Genomic DNA, 13,582 nt, shown 5'->3' on the forward strand with positions numbered 1-13,582 from the left:
TGTCCGCCCGCCGGAGCCGGCCTGGTGCAGGGACCCCGGGGGTCCCTGCACCAGGCGACGAACTCCTACTTGGAGTAGAGCTCGACGATCAGCTGCTCCTGGACCGGGGTGTCGATGACCTGACGGGCCGGGACGCTGTGGACCAGCACGCGCAGCTGGCTGCTGATGACCTCCAGCCACGGCGGCACGGGACGCTCACCGGCGCGGGCCTGGGCGACCTCGAAGGGCAGCATGCGCCGCGACTTCTCGGCGACCTCGACGATGTCGTTGGCGCTGACCCGGTACGACGGGATGTCGACCTTGCGGCCGTTCACCCGGATGTGGCCGTGGCGCACCAGCTGGCGGGCCATGTCGCGGGACTCGGCGAAGCCGGCCCGGTACACGACGTTGTCGAGGCGCGACTCGAGGATCTGCAGCAGGACCTCACCGGTCTTGCCCGACTTCTTGTTCGCCTCTTCGTAGTAGCCGCGGAACTGCTTCTCCAGGACGCCGTAGATGCGGCGCGCCTTCTGCTTCTCCCGCAGCTGCAGCAGGTACTCGCTGTCCTTGCTGCGGCCCCGGCCGTGCTCGCCCGGCGGGTAGGGCCGGATCTCGATCGGGCACTTCGGGGACTCGCACTTGCTGCCCTTGAGGAACAGCTTCATCTTCTCGCGCCGGCACATGCGGCAGTCGGCTCCGGTGTAACGGGCCACGTCAGGTACTCCTCGTCAGTCTCGTCAGTGGCCGGTCAGACCCGGCGACGCTTCTTCGGGCGGCAGCCGTTGTGCGGCTGCGGGGTCACGTCCTGGATCTGGCCGACCTCGAGGCCGGTGGCCTGGAGGGACCGGATGGCGGTCTCACGGCCGGAGCCGGGGCCCTTGACGAAGACGTCGACCTTGCGCATGCCGTGCTCCTGCGCCTTGCGCGCGGCGTTCTCGGCGGCCATCTGCGCGGCGAACGGCGTGGACTTGCGCGAGCCCTTGAAGCCGACGTGGCCGGCCGAGGCCCAGCTGATCACGTTCCCGTTGGGGTCGGTGATCGACACGATCGTGTTGTTGAACGTGCTCTTGATGTGCGCGGCGCCGTGGGCGACGTTCTTCTTCTCCTTGCGGCGGACCTTCTTGGCACCAGCCGCGGCGCGAGCCCTGGGAGGCATGTCTCTCCGGTTTCCTTCTGAACGATCAGTGGCCAGGTGAGCACGTGCGGCGCGCCGTCGCTCCCGCCCTCACGGGACTGTGCGACGGCGCGCGGCGCGGCTTACTTCTTGCCGGCCTTCTTCTTGCCGGCGATGGTCTTGCGCGGGCCCTTGCTCGAGCGCGCGTTGGTGCGGGTGCGCTGCCCGTGCACGGGCAGACCGCGACGGTGACGCAGGCCCTGGTAGCAACCGATCTCCACCTTGCGGCGGATGTCGGCGGCCACCTCGCGGCGCAGGTCACCCTCGACGCGGAAGTGCTCGTCGATGTAGTCGCGCAGCTTCAGCAGGTCCTCGTCCGTGAGGTCCTTGGCCCGCAGGTCCGGGCTGACGCCCGTCGCGGCCAGGGTCTCCTTGGCGTGGGTCTTGCCGATGCCGTAGATGTAGGTGAGCGCGATCTCCATCCGCTTCTCGCGGGGCAGGTCGACGCCGGCCAGTCGTGCCATGTCCAGGTACTCCCTCAGCCCTGCCGCTGCTTGTGGCGGGCGTTGTCGCAGATGACCATGACCCGGCCGTGCCGGCGGATCACCTTGCACTTGTCGCAGATCTTCTTCACCGACGGCTGGACCTTCACCGGTGCCGCCCCTCATTCCTGTCGATCGTGCGCCGAGCGCGCCCGCCCCTCGGGGCTGCGCGCGGCGGCGGTTACTTGTACCGGTAGACGATGCGACCGCGGGTCAGGTCGTAGGGCGAGAGCTCCACGACCACGCGGTCCTCGGGCAGGATGCGGATGTAGTGCTGCCGCATCTTGCCGCTGATGTGGGCGAGCACCCGGTGCCCGTTCTGCAGTTCGACCCGGAACATCGCGTTGGGCAGCGGCTCGACGACGCGACCCTCGACCTCGATGGCCCCGTCCTTCTTCGCCATGCCCTACACGGCCTCCCTGTCTCGGTGGTGCTGGTGTCCTCGGGCGCCCATGCCGGAACCCGGGCTAACGCACTTGGTGGTGTACAGAACGGGTGGTGCAGACGCTCCCGCGAGGGCGCTCCGGGTCGTACGGCCACAGCACGACGACAGAGCGGCGCGAGCGCCATCGGCCACTCTACCCCGCCCCGGCGCGCCTCTCCAACCCGGCCTCGATCACAGCCAGCGGTCTCGGAAGAGCGCCGCCCCGGCCTCGTGAGGCATGTTGGCGGCCCACCGCGAGCCGGCGAGGAGTGGGGCCAGCGCCCCGTCCCGGGTCCCACCCCGAGCTTGCGGGGGGTGGGGAGGACGGCGGCCTGCCTGCAGGACCCCGCCACGAGCGGGACGAGGGTGGGAGCAGTGGCCCCGTCCCGGGTCCGACCCCGAGCTTGCGGAGGGTGGGGAGGACGGCGGCCCGCCTGCAGGACCCCGCCACGAGCGGAGCGAGTGGTGGGGGGCAGGCGGGTCCTCTTTCAGGTGCGCGGGGTGATCCCGAAGGGAGCCAGCCCCGCGACGCCGCCGTCCTCCGCCGTGAGGACCCACGGGCCCTCGGGGGTGATGGCGACGGTGTGCTCGAAGTGGGCCGCACGCGACCCGTCCTTGGTGACCACGGTCCAGCCGTCCTCGAGCTCGACGGTGGCCGGGTCGCCCACGGTCACCATCGGCTCGATGGCCAGCGCCAGCCCCGGCACCAGCCGGGGGCCCCGCCCGGGCCGGCCGTAGTTCAGCACGTGCGGGTCCTGGTGCATCTCGGTGCCGATGCCGTGCCCGCCGTAGTGGTCGACGATCCCGTACGGGTGCTGCTCGGCCGTGATCGTCCCCTCGACGGCGTGGCTGATGTCGGTCAGCCGCCCGCCGGCCAGCGCCTTGGCCAGGCCCGCCCACATCGACCGTTCGGTGACGTCCATCAGCGCGGCGTCCTCCGCCGACGGCGGCCCGACGGTCACGGTGACCGCCGAGTCGCCGTGCCAGCCCTTGAGGATGGCGCCACAGTCGATGGAGATGTTGTCGCCTTCGGCGAGGGTGCGGCCCCGGTCCGGGATGCCGTGGACGATCTCGTCGTTGATCGACGCGCAGATGCTGCCGGTGAAGCCGTGGTAGCCCAGGAAGGACGGCACGGCACCGGCGCTGCGGATGTGGTCCTCGGCGATGGCGTCCAGCTCACCGGTGGTCACACCGGGCCGGATGGCCGCCCGGACGGCGGCGATCGCGCCCGCCACGACGAGGCCCGCACCCCGCATGAGCTCCAGCTCCTGCGGCGTCTTGATCTGGATCATCCGTCCACTCCACTTCGCCAGCAGCGGGATCCGACCGAGGATCCCCGCGGCCGTCATGTGCCGCCTGCCCTCAGCCCGCGCCCGGCCCGTCGGGACGCGTGCCCCCGCAGGCCTCCAGCGCGCTCATCGCCCGCTCGGTGACCTCCTCGACCGCGCCGATGGCGTCGATGCGCGTGAGCAGCCCCTCGCCCTCGTACCAACCCGAGAGCGGCGCGGTCTGTTCCCGGTACACCCGCAGCCGGTGCCGCACGGTCTCGGGCTCGTCGTCGGAGCGCTGCACCCACTCGCCGTCGACCATCGTCCGGCGACCGGAGAGCCGGCGGACCAGCTCGTCCTCGTCCACGGCCAGCTCGAGCACGCAGTCGAGGCCGTGGCCGAGCTCGCGGAGCGAGTCCCGCAGCTGCTCGGCCTGGGCGATCGTCCGCGGGAAGCCGTCGAGCAGGAACCCGCCCTTGGCGTCGTCCTCGGCCAGCCGGTCCTTGACCATGGCCACGGTGATCTCGTCGGGGACGAGGTCGCCGGCGTCCATGTAGCTCTTGGCCTGCAGCCCGAGCTCGGTCTTGCCGCTCACGTTGGCGCGGAAGATGTCACCCGTCGAGATGGCCGGCACGCCGAGCCGGCCGGCGATGATCTGCGCCTGGGTCCCCTTGCCCGCTCCGGGAGGGCCCAGCAGGACGACGCGCACTACTTCAGGAACCCTTCGTAGTTACGCTGGTTGAGTTGCGTTTCGATCTGCTTCACCGTCTCCAACCCCACTCCGACCATGATCAGCACCGCGGTGCCTCCGAACGGGAAGTTCTGGTTCTGCCCCTCCTGCGTGATGGAGAGGAACAGGTTGGGCAACACTGCCACCAGCCCCAGGTAGATCGACCCCGGCAGGGTGATCCTGGACAGCACGTACTGCAGGTACTCGGCGGTGGGCCGGCCCGGGCGGATACCCGGGATGAAGCCGCCGTAGCGCTTCATGTCCTCGGCCCGCTCCTCCGGGTTGAACGTGATGGACACGTAGAAGTACGTGAAGAAGACGATCAGACCGAAGTAGATCGCGATGTGCACCGGGCTGCTCTGGTCGACGACGTAGTTCTCGAAGAACTGGCGCACCGGGCCGGTCTCGTCCCCCTGCAGCTGCGTGATCAGCTGCGGCAGGTAGAGCAGCGACGAGGCGAAGATGACCGGGATGACACCGGCCTGGTTGACCTTCAGCGGCAGGTAGGTCGACGTCCCGCCGTACATCCGGCGGCCGACCATGCGCTTGGCGTACTGCACCGGGATGCGTCGCTGGGCCTGCTCGACGTAGACGACCGAGCCGATGACCACCAGGGCCAGGAGGCAGACCAGGGTGAAGACGACGCCGCCGCGGGTCTGCAGGATCGCCCCGCCCTCGGCGGGGATCCGGGCGGCGATCGACGTGAAGATCAGCACGGACATGCCGTTGCCGATCCCCTTCTCGGTCAGCAGCTCGCCCAGCCACATGATCACCGCGGTGCCGGCGGTCAGCGCGACCACCAGGACGACCGTCGTCCAGATGGAGTCCGAGGGGATGATGTCCTGCGAGCAGCCCGGGAACAGCTGGCCGCTGCGGGCGAGGGCGATGATGCCGGTGCTCTGCAGGACCGCGAGGGCGATCGTCAGGTAGCGGGTGTACTGGGTCAGCTTGGCCTGACCCGACTGCCCTTCCTTCTTCAGCTGCTCGAAGCGTGGGATGACCACGACGAGCAGCTGCACGATGATGCTCGCGGTGATGTACGGCATGATGCCGAGCGCGAAGACCGACAGCCGGAGCAGTGCGCCGCCGGAAAACAGGTTGACCAGCGAGTAGAGGTCCCGCTGGTCGGAGGCCTGGGCCTGCTCGAGACAGCTGTTGATGGCCTCCACCGAGACGCCCGGTCCGGGGATGGCGGCACCCAGGCGGTACACGGCGATGATCGCCAGGGAGAACAGCAGCTTGCGCCGGAGGTCTGGCGTCCGGAACGCCGCGGCGAACGCCTGCAGCACGTGCCCTCCCCTGCTCGGTCGGATGAGGTTAGCAACGGCGGGGACACCGATCCGCAGCACCCGTCGGTACGGGCGCCGCGGTGTCGTCGTCCCCGGGCCGGTCGGCGCGGCTGGCGCACCGGGCCGGGCAGCACACGACCCCCGGGGCGCTGGTGCGCCCCGGGGGTCGTCCGCGGTCAGATGCGGGTGGTGCTGCCCCCGGCCGCGCCGATCTTCTCGGCGGCGGACGCGGAGAAGGCGTGCGCGTGCACGTGCACCTGGACACCGCCCAGGTCGCCGGTGCCGAGCACCTTCACCGGCTGGCCACGGCGCACCGCGCCGGCCTCGGCGAGGGAGTCGGGGTTCACCGAGCCGCCCTGGGGGAACAGAGCCGCGATCCGGTCGAGGTTGACGACCTGGAAGACGACCTTGTTCGGGTTCTTGAAGCCCGAGAGCTTCGGCAGCCGCATGTGCAGCGGCGTCTGCCCGCCCTCGAACCGTGCGGAGGTGTTGCCCCGCGCACCGGTGCCCTTGGTGCCGCGACCGGCGGTCTTGCCCTTGGAGCCCTCACCGCGACCCACGCGGGTCTTGGGGGTGTGGGCGCCCGGGGCCGGACGCAGGTGGTGGACCTTGAGAGTCATTGTGTGTCCCTGCTCAGCTGATCTCTTCGACGGCGACCAGGTGCGGCACCGTCGCGACCATCCCGCGGATCTCGGGACGGTCCTCCTGGACGACCGAGTCGTTGATCCGCTTGAGGCCCAGCGAGCGCAGCGTCTGGCGCTGGTTGGGCTTGGTGCCGATCGCCGACCGGATCTGGGTGACCTTCAGCTGCGCCATCTCAGACCCCCTGGCCCGCACGCGCCCGCAGCATGGCCGCGGGAGCGACGTCCTCGAGCGGCAGACCGCGGCGGGCCGCGATCTCCTCGGGACGGACGAGCTCCTTCAGCGCCTGCATGGTCGCGTGCACGATGTTGATCGGGTTCGAGGACCCGAGGCTCTTGGAGAGCACGTCGTGGATGCCGGCGCACTCGAGCACGGCACGCACCGGGCCACCGGCGATGACACCGGTACCGGGGCTGGCCGGCTTGAGCAGCACGACACCGGCCGCCGCCTCACCCTGCACCGGGTGCGGGATGGTGCTGGCGATGCGCGGCACCTTGTAGAAGTGCTTCTTGGCCTCCTCGACGCCCTTGGCGATCGCCGCGGGCACCTCCTTGGCCTTGCCGTAGCCGACGCCCACGGTGCCGTCGCCGTCGCCCACGATCACCAGGGCGGTGAAGCTGAAGCGCCGACCACCCTTGACGACCTTGGACACGCGGTTGATGGCCACCACGCGCTCGATGAAGTTGCTCTTCTCGGCAGGCGCGCCGCCGGGCCCCCGCCCGCCGTCACGACGGTCCCGGCGGTCGTTGCCGCCGCCAGCGCCGCCGCCGCGTCGCTGTGGTCCTGGCATCAGACGTCCCTCTCGATCTGCTCGTCGCTCATCAGAAGTCCAGCCCGCCCTCGCGCGCGCCGTCGGCCAGCGCCGCGATGCGGCCCTGGTACCGGTTGCCGCCCCGGTCGAAGACGACCGCGGTGATCCCGGCCGCCTTGGCGCGCTCGGCCACCAGGGCGCCGACCTGGCGGGCCAGCGTGGACTTGTCGCCCTCGGCACTGCGCAGGCTGGCGTCCAGCGTCGAGGCACTGACCAGGGTACGGCCGACGGTGTCGTCGACGACCTGGACGTGGATGTGCCGCGAGCTGCGGTTGACCACCAGGCGCGGGCGCTTCGGGGTGCCGCCCACGCGCTTGCGCAGGCGGGTGTGCCGGCGCAGACGGGAGACCCGCCGTGCAGTGCTGATGTCGGTGCCGACGGGCTTGTGGACCCGAGCGCCACTCTTCTCGGTCTGTGCCATCACTTACCCGTCTTCCCGACCTTGCGCTTGACGACCTCGCCCTGGTAGCGCACGCCCTTGCCCTTGTACGGGTCCGGACGGCGCAGCCCACGGATGTTGGCCGCGACCTGCCCCACCAACTGCTTGTCGATCCCGGCCACCCGCAGGCGGGTCGGGGACTCGACGGTGAAGGTGATGCCCTCGGGGGCCCTCACCGGCACCGGGTGGCTGTAGCCCAGGGCGAACTCGAGGTCCGACCCGCGGGCCTGCACGCGGTACCCGACACCGACGATCTCGAGGGTCTTGGTGTAACCCTCGGTGACGCCGGTGATCATGTTGGCGATGAGCGTGCGCGACAGCCCGTGCAGAGCACGGCTCTCCCGCTCGTCATCCGGCCGCTGCACCTGCAGCGTGCCGTCCTCGCCGCGCTCGACGGTGATCGGCGAGGCGACGGTGTGGCTCAGCGTGCCCTTGGGGCCCTTGACGCTCAGCGTCTGGCCCTCGATGGTGACGTCCACGCCACCGGGCACGGGAATCGGCAGTCGTCCGATCCGCGACATGTCACTCGCTCCTCACCAGACGTAGGCGAGGACTTCCCCACCCACGCCCTTCTTGTTCGCCTGGCGGTCGGTCAGCAGCCCGGTCGAGGTGGAGATGATGGCCACCCCTAGGCCGCCCAGCACCTTCGGCAGCGCGTTGGACTTGGCGTACACCCTCAGACCGGGCTTGGAGACGCGCCGGACGCCGGCGATGCTCCGCTCACGGTTGGGGCCGTACTTGAGGTCCACCACCAGCTCCTTGCGGGTGGTGCCGTCCTTCTCGACCTCGTTGACGGTCCAGCCGGCGATGTAGCCCTCCTGCTGGAGGATCTCGGCGATGTGCGTCTTCAGCTTGGACGACGGCATGGTCGTGGAGTCGTGGTACGCCTGGTTGGCGTTCCGGATCCGCGTCAGCATGTCGGCGATCGGGTCGGTCATCGTCATGGGTGTCGTGCCTCTCTCGCCGCGGTTCCTCACGCGGTCTCGCGCGGGCCTCTCGGCGATCGGTGGTGCTTCGGGTGTGGTGAGGCGCTGGAACGGCCCGCTCCCGGGGCCCGCCGCGAGCTTGCGAGCGGTGGGGAGGAGCGGGTCCTTTACCAGCTGGACTTGCTGACGCCCGGCAGCTCGCCGGCGTGTGCCATCTCCCGCAGGCAGATCCGGCACAGGCCGAACTTGCGGAAGACCGAGTGCGGACGACCGCACCGCTGGCACCGGGTGTAGCCGCGGACCGCGAACTTCGGCTTGCGGGCCGCCTTGTTGATCAGCGCCTTCTTGGCCATGTGGGTGTCTCCTCCCCCGGCTCAGCGGGTGGTGGTGACGACGGGCTGGCCGGCGAACGGAAAGCCCAGCAGGCGGAGGAGCTCGCGACCCTCCTCGTCGTTCGTGGCGGTGGTGACCAGCGTGATGTCCATGCCGCGCGGACGGTCGATCTTGTCGACGTCGATCTCGCGGAACATCGACTGCTCCGTCAGGCCGAACGTGTAGTTGCCGTGACCGTCGAACTGCTTGGCGTTGAGCCCGCGGAAGTCACGGATGCGGGGCAGTGCCAGCGACAGCAGCCGGTCCAGGAACTCCCACATGCGGTCGCCGCGGAGGGTGACCTTCGCGCCGATCGGCATGCCCTCGCGCAGCTTGAACTGGGCGATGGACTTGCGGGCCCGGACGACGGCCGGCTTCTGCCCGGTGATGGCGGTGAGGTCGCGGACCGCGCCGTCCATCAGCTTGGCATCACGGGTGGCCTCGCCGACGCCCATGTTGACGACGATCTTCGTCAGCCGCGGGATCTGCATGACGTTCTCGTAGCCGAACTCGTTCTGCAGCGCCGGGACGATCTCGTCGCGGTAGCGGGCGAGCATGCGGGGCAGCTCACGGGTGGGTGCACTCATGGCGTCAGAGGTCCTTACCGGTGCGCCGCGAGACCCGGATGCTGCGGCCTTCCTCGTCCTTGCGGTAGCCGACCCGGGTCGGCTTGTCCTCGGAGTCGATCACCATCACGTTGCTCACGTGGATGGGAGCCTCCTGCGTGACGATCCCGCCCGACTGGGCACCACGCTGGTTGGAGCTGATCCGGGTGTGCTTCTTGACCCGGCCCACGCCCTCGACGAGGACCTTCTGCAGCTTCGGGTAGGCGGCGATCACCCGGCCCTTGGCGCCCTTGTCCTTGCCGGACAGCACCACGACGGTGTCACCCTTCTTGACCTTCATCGACGGCGCCTTGGCCGTCGTGTCCTTCTTCGCAGCCATGGTCACAGCACCTCCGGAGCGAGCGAGATGATCCGCATGAAGCGCTTGTCGCGGAGCTCACGGCCCACCGGGCCGAAGATGCGCGTACCGCGCGGGTCGCCGCTGTCGCGGATGATGACGGCGGCGTTCTCGTCGAAGCGGATGTAGGAGCCGTCGGGACGACGACGCTCCTTCACCGTGCGGACGACGACGGCCTTCACGACGTCGCCCCGCTTGACCCCCGCACCGGGCAGCGCGTCCTTGACGGTGGCGACGATGACATCGCCGATGCCCGCGTAGCGTCGCCCCGACCCGCCGAGCACCCGGATGCAGAGGATCTCCTTCGCACCGGTGTTGTCGGCGACCCGCAGTCGCGACTCCTGCTGGATCACGTCCTTACTCCCTGATCTCAGTTGTGACAGCCGGGCCGGAACGGTGAACCGGCTGTCCGGCACCCACGTGCGGACGCACCGGCAGCGTCAGCCGCCGGTGCGTCCGTGCACGGGTACCGGGATGGGCGCGCACCCGCAAGAGCGCGCCAGTCGTCCAGGGTACTCGCTCCTGGACCCGCCCCGGAGGGCGCCTCCGACGGGGACCACGCGGGTCCCCGTCTGACCTACTTGGCCTTCTCGAGGACCTCGACCAGCCGCCACCGCTTGGTGGCCGACGTCGGCCGGGTCTCCATGATCTGCACGCGGTCACCGATGCCGGCGACCTGCTGCTCGTCGTGGGCCTTCAGCTTGCTGGTGCGACGGATGACCTTGCCGTAGAGGCCGTGCTTCACGCGGTCCTCGACCTCGACGACGATGGTCTTGTCCATCTTGTCGCTGACCACGAGACCCTCGCGGACCTTGCGGTAGCCACGGCCGGCCAGGCCGGGGCCCGACGCGGTCGCCTCGTTGACGCTCGCCGGCTGGGGCTCGCTCATGCCACACCCTCGTTCGGGGCGACCGAGAGGCCCAGCTCGCGCTCGCGCATGATCGTGTAGATCCGGGCGATGTCGCGGCGGACCGTCTGCAGCCGCCGGTTGTTGTCCAGCTGGCCGGTGGCCACCTGGAACCGCAGGTTGAACAGTTCTTCCTTCGACTCGCGCAGCCGCGTGGCGAGCTCCTCGGCGGAGAGCTCACGCAGCTCGGGAGCGGTCAGACCGGCGGCCATCACACCTCTCCTTCACGAGTGATGAAGCGGCACTTCATCGGCAGCTTGTGGATCGCGCGGCGCATCGCCTCGCGGGCCACCGGCTCGGCCACGCCCGACAGCTCGAACATGATCCGGCCCGGCTTGACGTTGGCGACCCACCACTCCGGCGAACCCTTACCGGAACCCATGCGGGTCTCGGCCGGCTTCTTGGTGAGGGGGCGGTCCGGGTAGATGGAGATCCAGACCTTCCCGCCACGGCGGATGTGGCGGGTCATGGCGATACGAGCGGACTCGATCTGCCGGTTGGTCACGTACGCCGGCTCGAGCGCCTGGATGGCGTACTCACCGAAGTTGATCTCGGTACCGCCCTTGGCACGACCCGAGCGGCTCGGGTGGTGCTGCTTGCGGTGCTTGACGCGCCGTGGGATCAGCACGTGTCAGCCCTCCGTGGGGTTCTGCGCGGCCGTGTTCTCGGCCGCAGCGGTGGCCTCGGGGCCGGCGGCGTCCGCGACGGACTGCTGGGAGGCAGCGTCGCCGGAGGTCGCGGCCACCGCGCTGTCGGTGGTGTCGACGGCGGGGCCGGTCGAGGACTCGGCAGCGGCGCGGCCGGCCTCGGTCCCGCCCGCGGTGGTGCCCGAGGAGCCCGAGCGGCGCGGACGCTGCGAGCGCTCACGGCGCTGCTGCCGGGCGGCGAGGGCCTCGAGGGCGTCCCGCTCGGCACGCGAGCCGCTGGCGTCGCCCTTGTAGATCCAGACCTTCACGCCGATGCGGCCGAAGGTGGTCCGGGCCTCGTAGATGCCGTAGTCGATGTTCGCCCGGAGGGTGTGCAGCGGCACCCGCCCCTCGCGGTAGAACTCCGACCGGCTCATCTCGGTGCCACCCAGGCGACCGGAGCACTGCACCCGGATGCCCTTGACCTGCGGGCTGCGCTGGGCCGACTGCATGGCCTTGCGCATGGCCCGGCGGAAGCTGACCCGGCTGGAGAGCTGCTCGGCGACGCCCTGGGCGACCAGCTGCGCGTCGGACTCGGGGTTCTTGACCTCGAGGATGTTCAGCTGCACCTGCTTGCCGGTGAGCTTCTCCAGCTCGCCGCGGATGCGGTCGGCCTCCGCACCGCGCCGGCCGATGACGATGCCCGGCCGGGCGGTGTGGATGTCGACGCGGACCCGGTCACGGGTGCGCTCGATCTCGACCTTGGAGATGCCGGCCCGCTCCATGCCCTTGGACATGAGCTTGCGGATCGCGACGTCTTCCTTGACGTAGTCCTTGTACAGCTTGTCGGCGTACCACCGGGACTTGTAGTCGGTGGTGATACCCAGACGGAACCCGTGCGGGTTGACCTTCTGACCCACTAGCGGGTCCCTCCCCTCGTGTTGCTCTTCTGCTGCGCGGCCGGGCCGGACTGCCCGGTGCGGCGGCGGGCCGTGCGCGACTTGCCGGCGAGCTCGGTGCTGGAGGAGACCTCCGCGACCTCGACGGTGATGTGGCAGGTCCGCTTGTTGATGCGGTAGGCGCGGCCCTGCGCCCGCGGACGGATCCGCTTGAGCGTCGGGCCCTCGTCGACGTACGCCGCGCTGACGACCAGCGCCGCGGGGTCGAGCCGCAGGTTGTGCTCGGCGTTGGCGACCGCGCTGGCGACCACCTTGAGGACCGGCTCGCTGGCGGCCTGCGGCGCGTAGCGCAGCAGTGCCAGGGCCTCGTCGGTCGGCAGGTAGCGGATGAGGTCCACCACCCGGCGTGCCTTCATGGGGGTGACGCGGACGAACCGGGCGGTGGCCCGGGCGACCGGCGTCTCCTGTCCCAGCTGGGATGTCATGGGGATCTCTCTCTACCTGGTCAGCCGCGCCGGGACCGGCGGTCGTCCTTCACGTGCCCACGGAAGGTGCGGGTGGGCGCGAACTCGCCGAGCTTGTGCCCGACCATCGCCTCGGTCACGAAGACCGGCACGTGCTTGCGGCCGTCGTGGACGGCGATCGTGTGGCCGAGCATGTCCGGGATGATCGTCGAACGGCGCGACCAGGTCCGGATCACGTTCTTGGTGCCCTTGTCGTTCTGCGCGTCCACCTTCTTGAGCAGGTGGTCGTCGACGAACGGGCCCTTCTTCAGGCTGCGTGGCATGTCTGTCGGACTCCTCTACCCGCTCAGCGCTTCTTGTTGGTGCGCCGGCGGCGCACGATCAGGGCGTCACTGGCCTTGCGCTTGCGCGTGCGGCCCTCCGGCTTGCCCTTCGGGTTCACCGGGTGGCGACCACCGGAGGTCTTGCCCTCACCACCACCGTGCGGGTGGTCCACCGGGTTCATGGCGACACCGCGGACGGTCGGGCGCTTGCCCTTCCACCGCATGCGGCCGGCCTTGCCCCAGTTGATGTTCGACTGCTCGGCGTTGCCCACCTCGCCGACGGTCGCGCGGCAGCGGACGTCGACGTTGCGGATCTCGCCCGACGGCATGCGCAGCTGCGCCAGCCGCCCCTCACGGGCGACCAGCTGGACGCTGGTGCCAGCCGACCGGGCGATCTTGGCGCCGCCACCGGGCCGCAGCTCGATGGCGTGGACCACCGTGCCGACGGGGATGTTGCGCAGCGGCAGGTTGTTGCCCGGCTTGATGTCGGCCGAGGGACCGCACTCCACCGTGTCGCCCTGCTTCAGTCGGGCCGGCGCGATGATGTAGCGCTTCTCGCCGTCGGCGAAGTGCAGCAGCGCGATGCGCGAGGTGCGGTTCGGGTCGTACTCGATGTGCGCGACCTTCGCCGGCACGCCGTCCTTGTCGGCTCGACGGAAGTCGATGACCCGGTAGGCGCGCTTGTGCCCGCCACCCTGGTGCCGCGCGGTGACCTTCCCGTGGACGTTGCGCCCGCCGCGACCGTGCAGCGGCCGGACCAGCGACTTCTCGGGATGGTCGCGGGTGACCTCGGCGAAGTCGGCGACGCTGGAGCCGCGGCGGCCCGGCGTCGTCGGCTTGTACTTGCGGATAGCCATTGCTGAC

At 70.2% G+C, this 13,582-nt stretch carries 25 protein-coding genes; all 25 read right to left on the bottom strand.

The annotated features are described in order from the left end of the window. Positions 1-65: 65 nt before the first annotated feature. The 25 genes from rpsD to rplB all read right to left on the bottom strand — a co-directional run bounded on the left by rpsD (position 66) and on the right by rplB (position 13,575). The gene (rpsD, locus tag CNO22_RS00260; protein ID WP_100497371.1) at positions 66-692 is read right to left on the bottom strand and encodes a 30S ribosomal protein S4; all 627 of its coding nucleotides are present in this window, start codon (positions 690-692) and stop codon (positions 66-68) included. 35 nt (positions 693-727) lie between these two features. Next, on the bottom strand, positions 728-1,135 hold the full coding sequence (gene rpsK, locus CNO22_RS00265; RefSeq protein ID WP_014377968.1) for a 30S ribosomal protein S11: 408 nt from the start codon (positions 1,133-1,135) through the stop codon (positions 728-730). Between the two features lie 101 nt (positions 1,136-1,236). Next, positions 1,237-1,617, bottom strand: a complete 381-nt coding sequence (rpsM, locus tag CNO22_RS00270; protein WP_091380978.1) for a 30S ribosomal protein S13 — start codon at positions 1,615-1,617, stop codon at positions 1,237-1,239. Between the two features lie 14 nt (positions 1,618-1,631). After that, complete coding sequence (gene rpmJ, locus CNO22_RS00275; protein ID WP_012950458.1) at positions 1,632-1,745, bottom strand: 50S ribosomal protein L36; 114 nt, start codon at positions 1,743-1,745, stop codon at positions 1,632-1,634. Positions 1,746-1,816: 71 nt separating this feature from the next. Next, positions 1,817-2,038 carry a translation initiation factor IF-1 gene (gene infA, locus CNO22_RS00280; protein WP_012950459.1) on the bottom strand — a complete coding sequence of 74 codons (222 nt, stop codon included), beginning with the start codon at positions 2,036-2,038 and terminating at the stop codon, positions 1,817-1,819. 509 nt (positions 2,039-2,547) lie between these two features. Next, positions 2,548-3,408, bottom strand: coding sequence for a type I methionyl aminopeptidase (map, locus tag CNO22_RS00285; RefSeq protein ID WP_232806688.1), 861 nt, complete (start codon positions 3,406-3,408; stop codon positions 2,548-2,550). A gap of 13 nt (positions 3,409-3,421) precedes the next feature. Further along, the gene (locus tag CNO22_RS00290) at positions 3,422-4,036 is read right to left on the bottom strand and encodes an adenylate kinase (protein ID WP_100497373.1); all 615 of its coding nucleotides are present in this window, start codon (positions 4,034-4,036) and stop codon (positions 3,422-3,424) included. Further along, a complete protein-coding gene (secY, locus tag CNO22_RS00295) occupies positions 4,036-5,346 on the bottom strand; it encodes a preprotein translocase subunit SecY (RefSeq protein ID WP_100497374.1) in 1,311 nt (436 codons plus the stop codon). Before secY ends, CNO22_RS00290 begins: the two co-directional genes overlap by 1 nt. A 176-nt stretch (positions 5,347-5,522) precedes the next feature. After that, the gene (rplO, locus tag CNO22_RS00300) at positions 5,523-5,966 is read right to left on the bottom strand and encodes a 50S ribosomal protein L15 (RefSeq protein WP_091213391.1); all 444 of its coding nucleotides are present in this window, start codon (positions 5,964-5,966) and stop codon (positions 5,523-5,525) included. Between the two features lie 13 nt (positions 5,967-5,979). After that, the gene (rpmD, locus tag CNO22_RS00305; protein ID WP_100497375.1) at positions 5,980-6,162 is read right to left on the bottom strand and encodes a 50S ribosomal protein L30; all 183 of its coding nucleotides are present in this window, start codon (positions 6,160-6,162) and stop codon (positions 5,980-5,982) included. Between the two features lies 1 nt (position 6,163). After that, positions 6,164-6,778, bottom strand: a complete 615-nt coding sequence (gene rpsE / locus CNO22_RS00310; RefSeq protein ID WP_012950465.1) for a 30S ribosomal protein S5 — start codon at positions 6,776-6,778, stop codon at positions 6,164-6,166. A 31-nt stretch (positions 6,779-6,809) separates the two neighbouring features. Next, positions 6,810-7,220, bottom strand: coding sequence for a 50S ribosomal protein L18 (gene rplR, locus CNO22_RS00315; protein ID WP_100497394.1), 411 nt, complete (start codon positions 7,218-7,220; stop codon positions 6,810-6,812). Further along, positions 7,220-7,759: a 50S ribosomal protein L6 gene (gene rplF, locus CNO22_RS00320; protein WP_100497376.1), complete on the bottom strand. Its 540-nt coding sequence runs from the start codon at positions 7,757-7,759 to the stop codon at positions 7,220-7,222. The genes rplR and rplF overlap by 1 nt, the downstream gene beginning before the upstream one ends. Positions 7,760-7,771: 12 nt before the next feature. Beyond that, on the bottom strand, positions 7,772-8,176 hold the full coding sequence (rpsH, locus tag CNO22_RS00325) for a 30S ribosomal protein S8 (protein ID WP_448617472.1): 405 nt from the start codon (positions 8,174-8,176) through the stop codon (positions 7,772-7,774). A 155-nt stretch (positions 8,177-8,331) separates the two neighbouring features. Beyond that, positions 8,332-8,517, bottom strand: a complete 186-nt coding sequence (locus tag CNO22_RS00330) for a type Z 30S ribosomal protein S14 (protein ID WP_012950469.1) — start codon at positions 8,515-8,517, stop codon at positions 8,332-8,334. 21 nt (positions 8,518-8,538) lie between these two features. Further along, on the bottom strand, positions 8,539-9,123 hold the full coding sequence (gene rplE, locus CNO22_RS00335; protein ID WP_091213401.1) for a 50S ribosomal protein L5: 585 nt from the start codon (positions 9,121-9,123) through the stop codon (positions 8,539-8,541). A 4-nt stretch (positions 9,124-9,127) separates the two neighbouring features. Beyond that, complete coding sequence (rplX, locus tag CNO22_RS00340; RefSeq protein WP_425284244.1) at positions 9,128-9,481, bottom strand: 50S ribosomal protein L24; 354 nt, start codon at positions 9,479-9,481, stop codon at positions 9,128-9,130. A 2-nt stretch (positions 9,482-9,483) separates the two neighbouring features. Beyond that, a complete protein-coding gene (rplN, locus tag CNO22_RS00345) occupies positions 9,484-9,852 on the bottom strand; it encodes a 50S ribosomal protein L14 (protein ID WP_012950472.1) in 369 nt (122 codons plus the stop codon). Between the two features lie 224 nt (positions 9,853-10,076). After that, positions 10,077-10,388 carry a 30S ribosomal protein S17 gene (gene rpsQ / locus CNO22_RS00350; RefSeq protein WP_332870053.1) on the bottom strand — a complete coding sequence of 104 codons (312 nt, stop codon included), beginning with the start codon at positions 10,386-10,388 and terminating at the stop codon, positions 10,077-10,079. Beyond that, the gene (rpmC, locus tag CNO22_RS00355; RefSeq protein ID WP_072919070.1) at positions 10,385-10,618 is read right to left on the bottom strand and encodes a 50S ribosomal protein L29; all 234 of its coding nucleotides are present in this window, start codon (positions 10,616-10,618) and stop codon (positions 10,385-10,387) included. The genes rpsQ and rpmC overlap by 4 nt, the downstream gene beginning before the upstream one ends. Beyond that, positions 10,618-11,034, bottom strand: a complete 417-nt coding sequence (gene rplP, locus CNO22_RS00360) for a 50S ribosomal protein L16 (RefSeq protein WP_012950475.1) — start codon at positions 11,032-11,034, stop codon at positions 10,618-10,620. The genes rpmC and rplP overlap by 1 nt, the downstream gene beginning before the upstream one ends. A gap of 3 nt (positions 11,035-11,037) precedes the next feature. Then, a complete protein-coding gene (gene rpsC, locus CNO22_RS00365; protein ID WP_100497378.1) occupies positions 11,038-11,952 on the bottom strand; it encodes a 30S ribosomal protein S3 in 915 nt (304 codons plus the stop codon). Further along, positions 11,952-12,416, bottom strand: coding sequence for a 50S ribosomal protein L22 (gene rplV, locus CNO22_RS00370; RefSeq protein ID WP_091213408.1), 465 nt, complete (start codon positions 12,414-12,416; stop codon positions 11,952-11,954). Before rplV ends, rpsC begins: the two co-directional genes overlap by 1 nt. Positions 12,417-12,436: 20 nt before the next feature. After that, on the bottom strand, positions 12,437-12,718 hold the full coding sequence (rpsS, locus tag CNO22_RS00375; protein ID WP_012950478.1) for a 30S ribosomal protein S19: 282 nt from the start codon (positions 12,716-12,718) through the stop codon (positions 12,437-12,439). 23 nt (positions 12,719-12,741) lie between these two features. Continuing rightward, positions 12,742-13,575: a 50S ribosomal protein L2 gene (gene rplB / locus CNO22_RS00380; RefSeq protein ID WP_091213410.1), complete on the bottom strand. Its 834-nt coding sequence runs from the start codon at positions 13,573-13,575 to the stop codon at positions 12,742-12,744. Positions 13,576-13,582 lie beyond the last annotated feature (7 nt).

Origin of the sequence: Geodermatophilus chilensis, from assembly GCF_002802985.1 — a bacterium.
Taxonomy (GTDB): domain Bacteria; phylum Actinomycetota; class Actinomycetes; order Mycobacteriales; family Geodermatophilaceae; genus Geodermatophilus; species Geodermatophilus chilensis.

Excerpts from the sequence above, each read along its gene's own strand:
- rplR (WP_100497394.1), bottom strand. The coding sequence starts at position 7,220 with ATGGCACAGACCGAGAAGAGTGGCGCTCGGGTCCACAAGCCCGTCGGC.
- rpsM (WP_091380978.1), bottom strand. The coding sequence starts at position 1,617 with ATGGCACGACTGGCCGGCGTCGACCTGCCCCGCGAGAAGCGGATGGAG.
- rpmD (WP_100497375.1), bottom strand. The coding sequence starts at position 6,162 with ATGGCGCAGCTGAAGGTCACCCAGATCCGGTCGGCGATCGGCACCAAG.
- infA (WP_012950459.1), bottom strand. The coding sequence starts at position 2,038 with ATGGCGAAGAAGGACGGGGCCATCGAGGTCGAGGGTCGCGTCGTCGAG.
- rplF (WP_100497376.1), bottom strand. The coding sequence starts at position 7,759 with ATGTCGCGGATCGGACGACTGCCGATTCCCGTGCCCGGTGGCGTGGAC.
- rpsH (WP_448617472.1), bottom strand. The coding sequence starts at position 8,176 with ATGACCGACCCGATCGCCGACATGCTGACGCGGATCCGGAACGCCAAC.
- rplB (WP_091213410.1), bottom strand. The coding sequence starts at position 13,575 with ATGGCTATCCGCAAGTACAAGCCGACGACGCCGGGCCGCCGCGGCTCC.
- rpsQ (WP_332870053.1), bottom strand. The coding sequence starts at position 10,388 with ATGAGCGAGCCCCAGCCGGCGAGCGTCAACGAGGCGACCGCGTCGGGC.
- rplX (WP_425284244.1), bottom strand. The coding sequence starts at position 9,481 with ATGGCTGCGAAGAAGGACACGACGGCCAAGGCGCCGTCGATGAAGGTC.
- rpsS (WP_012950478.1), bottom strand. The coding sequence starts at position 12,718 with ATGCCACGCAGCCTGAAGAAGGGCCCGTTCGTCGACGACCACCTGCTC.
- rplO (WP_091213391.1), bottom strand. The coding sequence starts at position 5,966 with ATGACTCTCAAGGTCCACCACCTGCGTCCGGCCCCGGGCGCCCACACC.
- rpsK (WP_014377968.1), bottom strand. The coding sequence starts at position 1,135 with ATGCCTCCCAGGGCTCGCGCCGCGGCTGGTGCCAAGAAGGTCCGCCGC.
- rplV (WP_091213408.1), bottom strand. The coding sequence starts at position 12,416 with ATGACATCCCAGCTGGGACAGGAGACGCCGGTCGCCCGGGCCACCGCC.
- rpsE (WP_012950465.1), bottom strand. The coding sequence starts at position 6,778 with ATGCCAGGACCACAGCGACGCGGCGGCGGCGCTGGCGGCGGCAACGAC.
- map (WP_232806688.1), bottom strand. The coding sequence starts at position 3,408 with ATGACGGCCGCGGGGATCCTCGGTCGGATCCCGCTGCTGGCGAAGTGG.
- rplE (WP_091213401.1), bottom strand. The coding sequence starts at position 9,123 with ATGAGTGCACCCACCCGTGAGCTGCCCCGCATGCTCGCCCGCTACCGC.
- rpmC (WP_072919070.1), bottom strand. The coding sequence starts at position 10,618 with ATGGCCGCCGGTCTGACCGCTCCCGAGCTGCGTGAGCTCTCCGCCGAG.
- CNO22_RS00330 (WP_012950469.1), bottom strand. The coding sequence starts at position 8,517 with ATGGCCAAGAAGGCGCTGATCAACAAGGCGGCCCGCAAGCCGAAGTTC.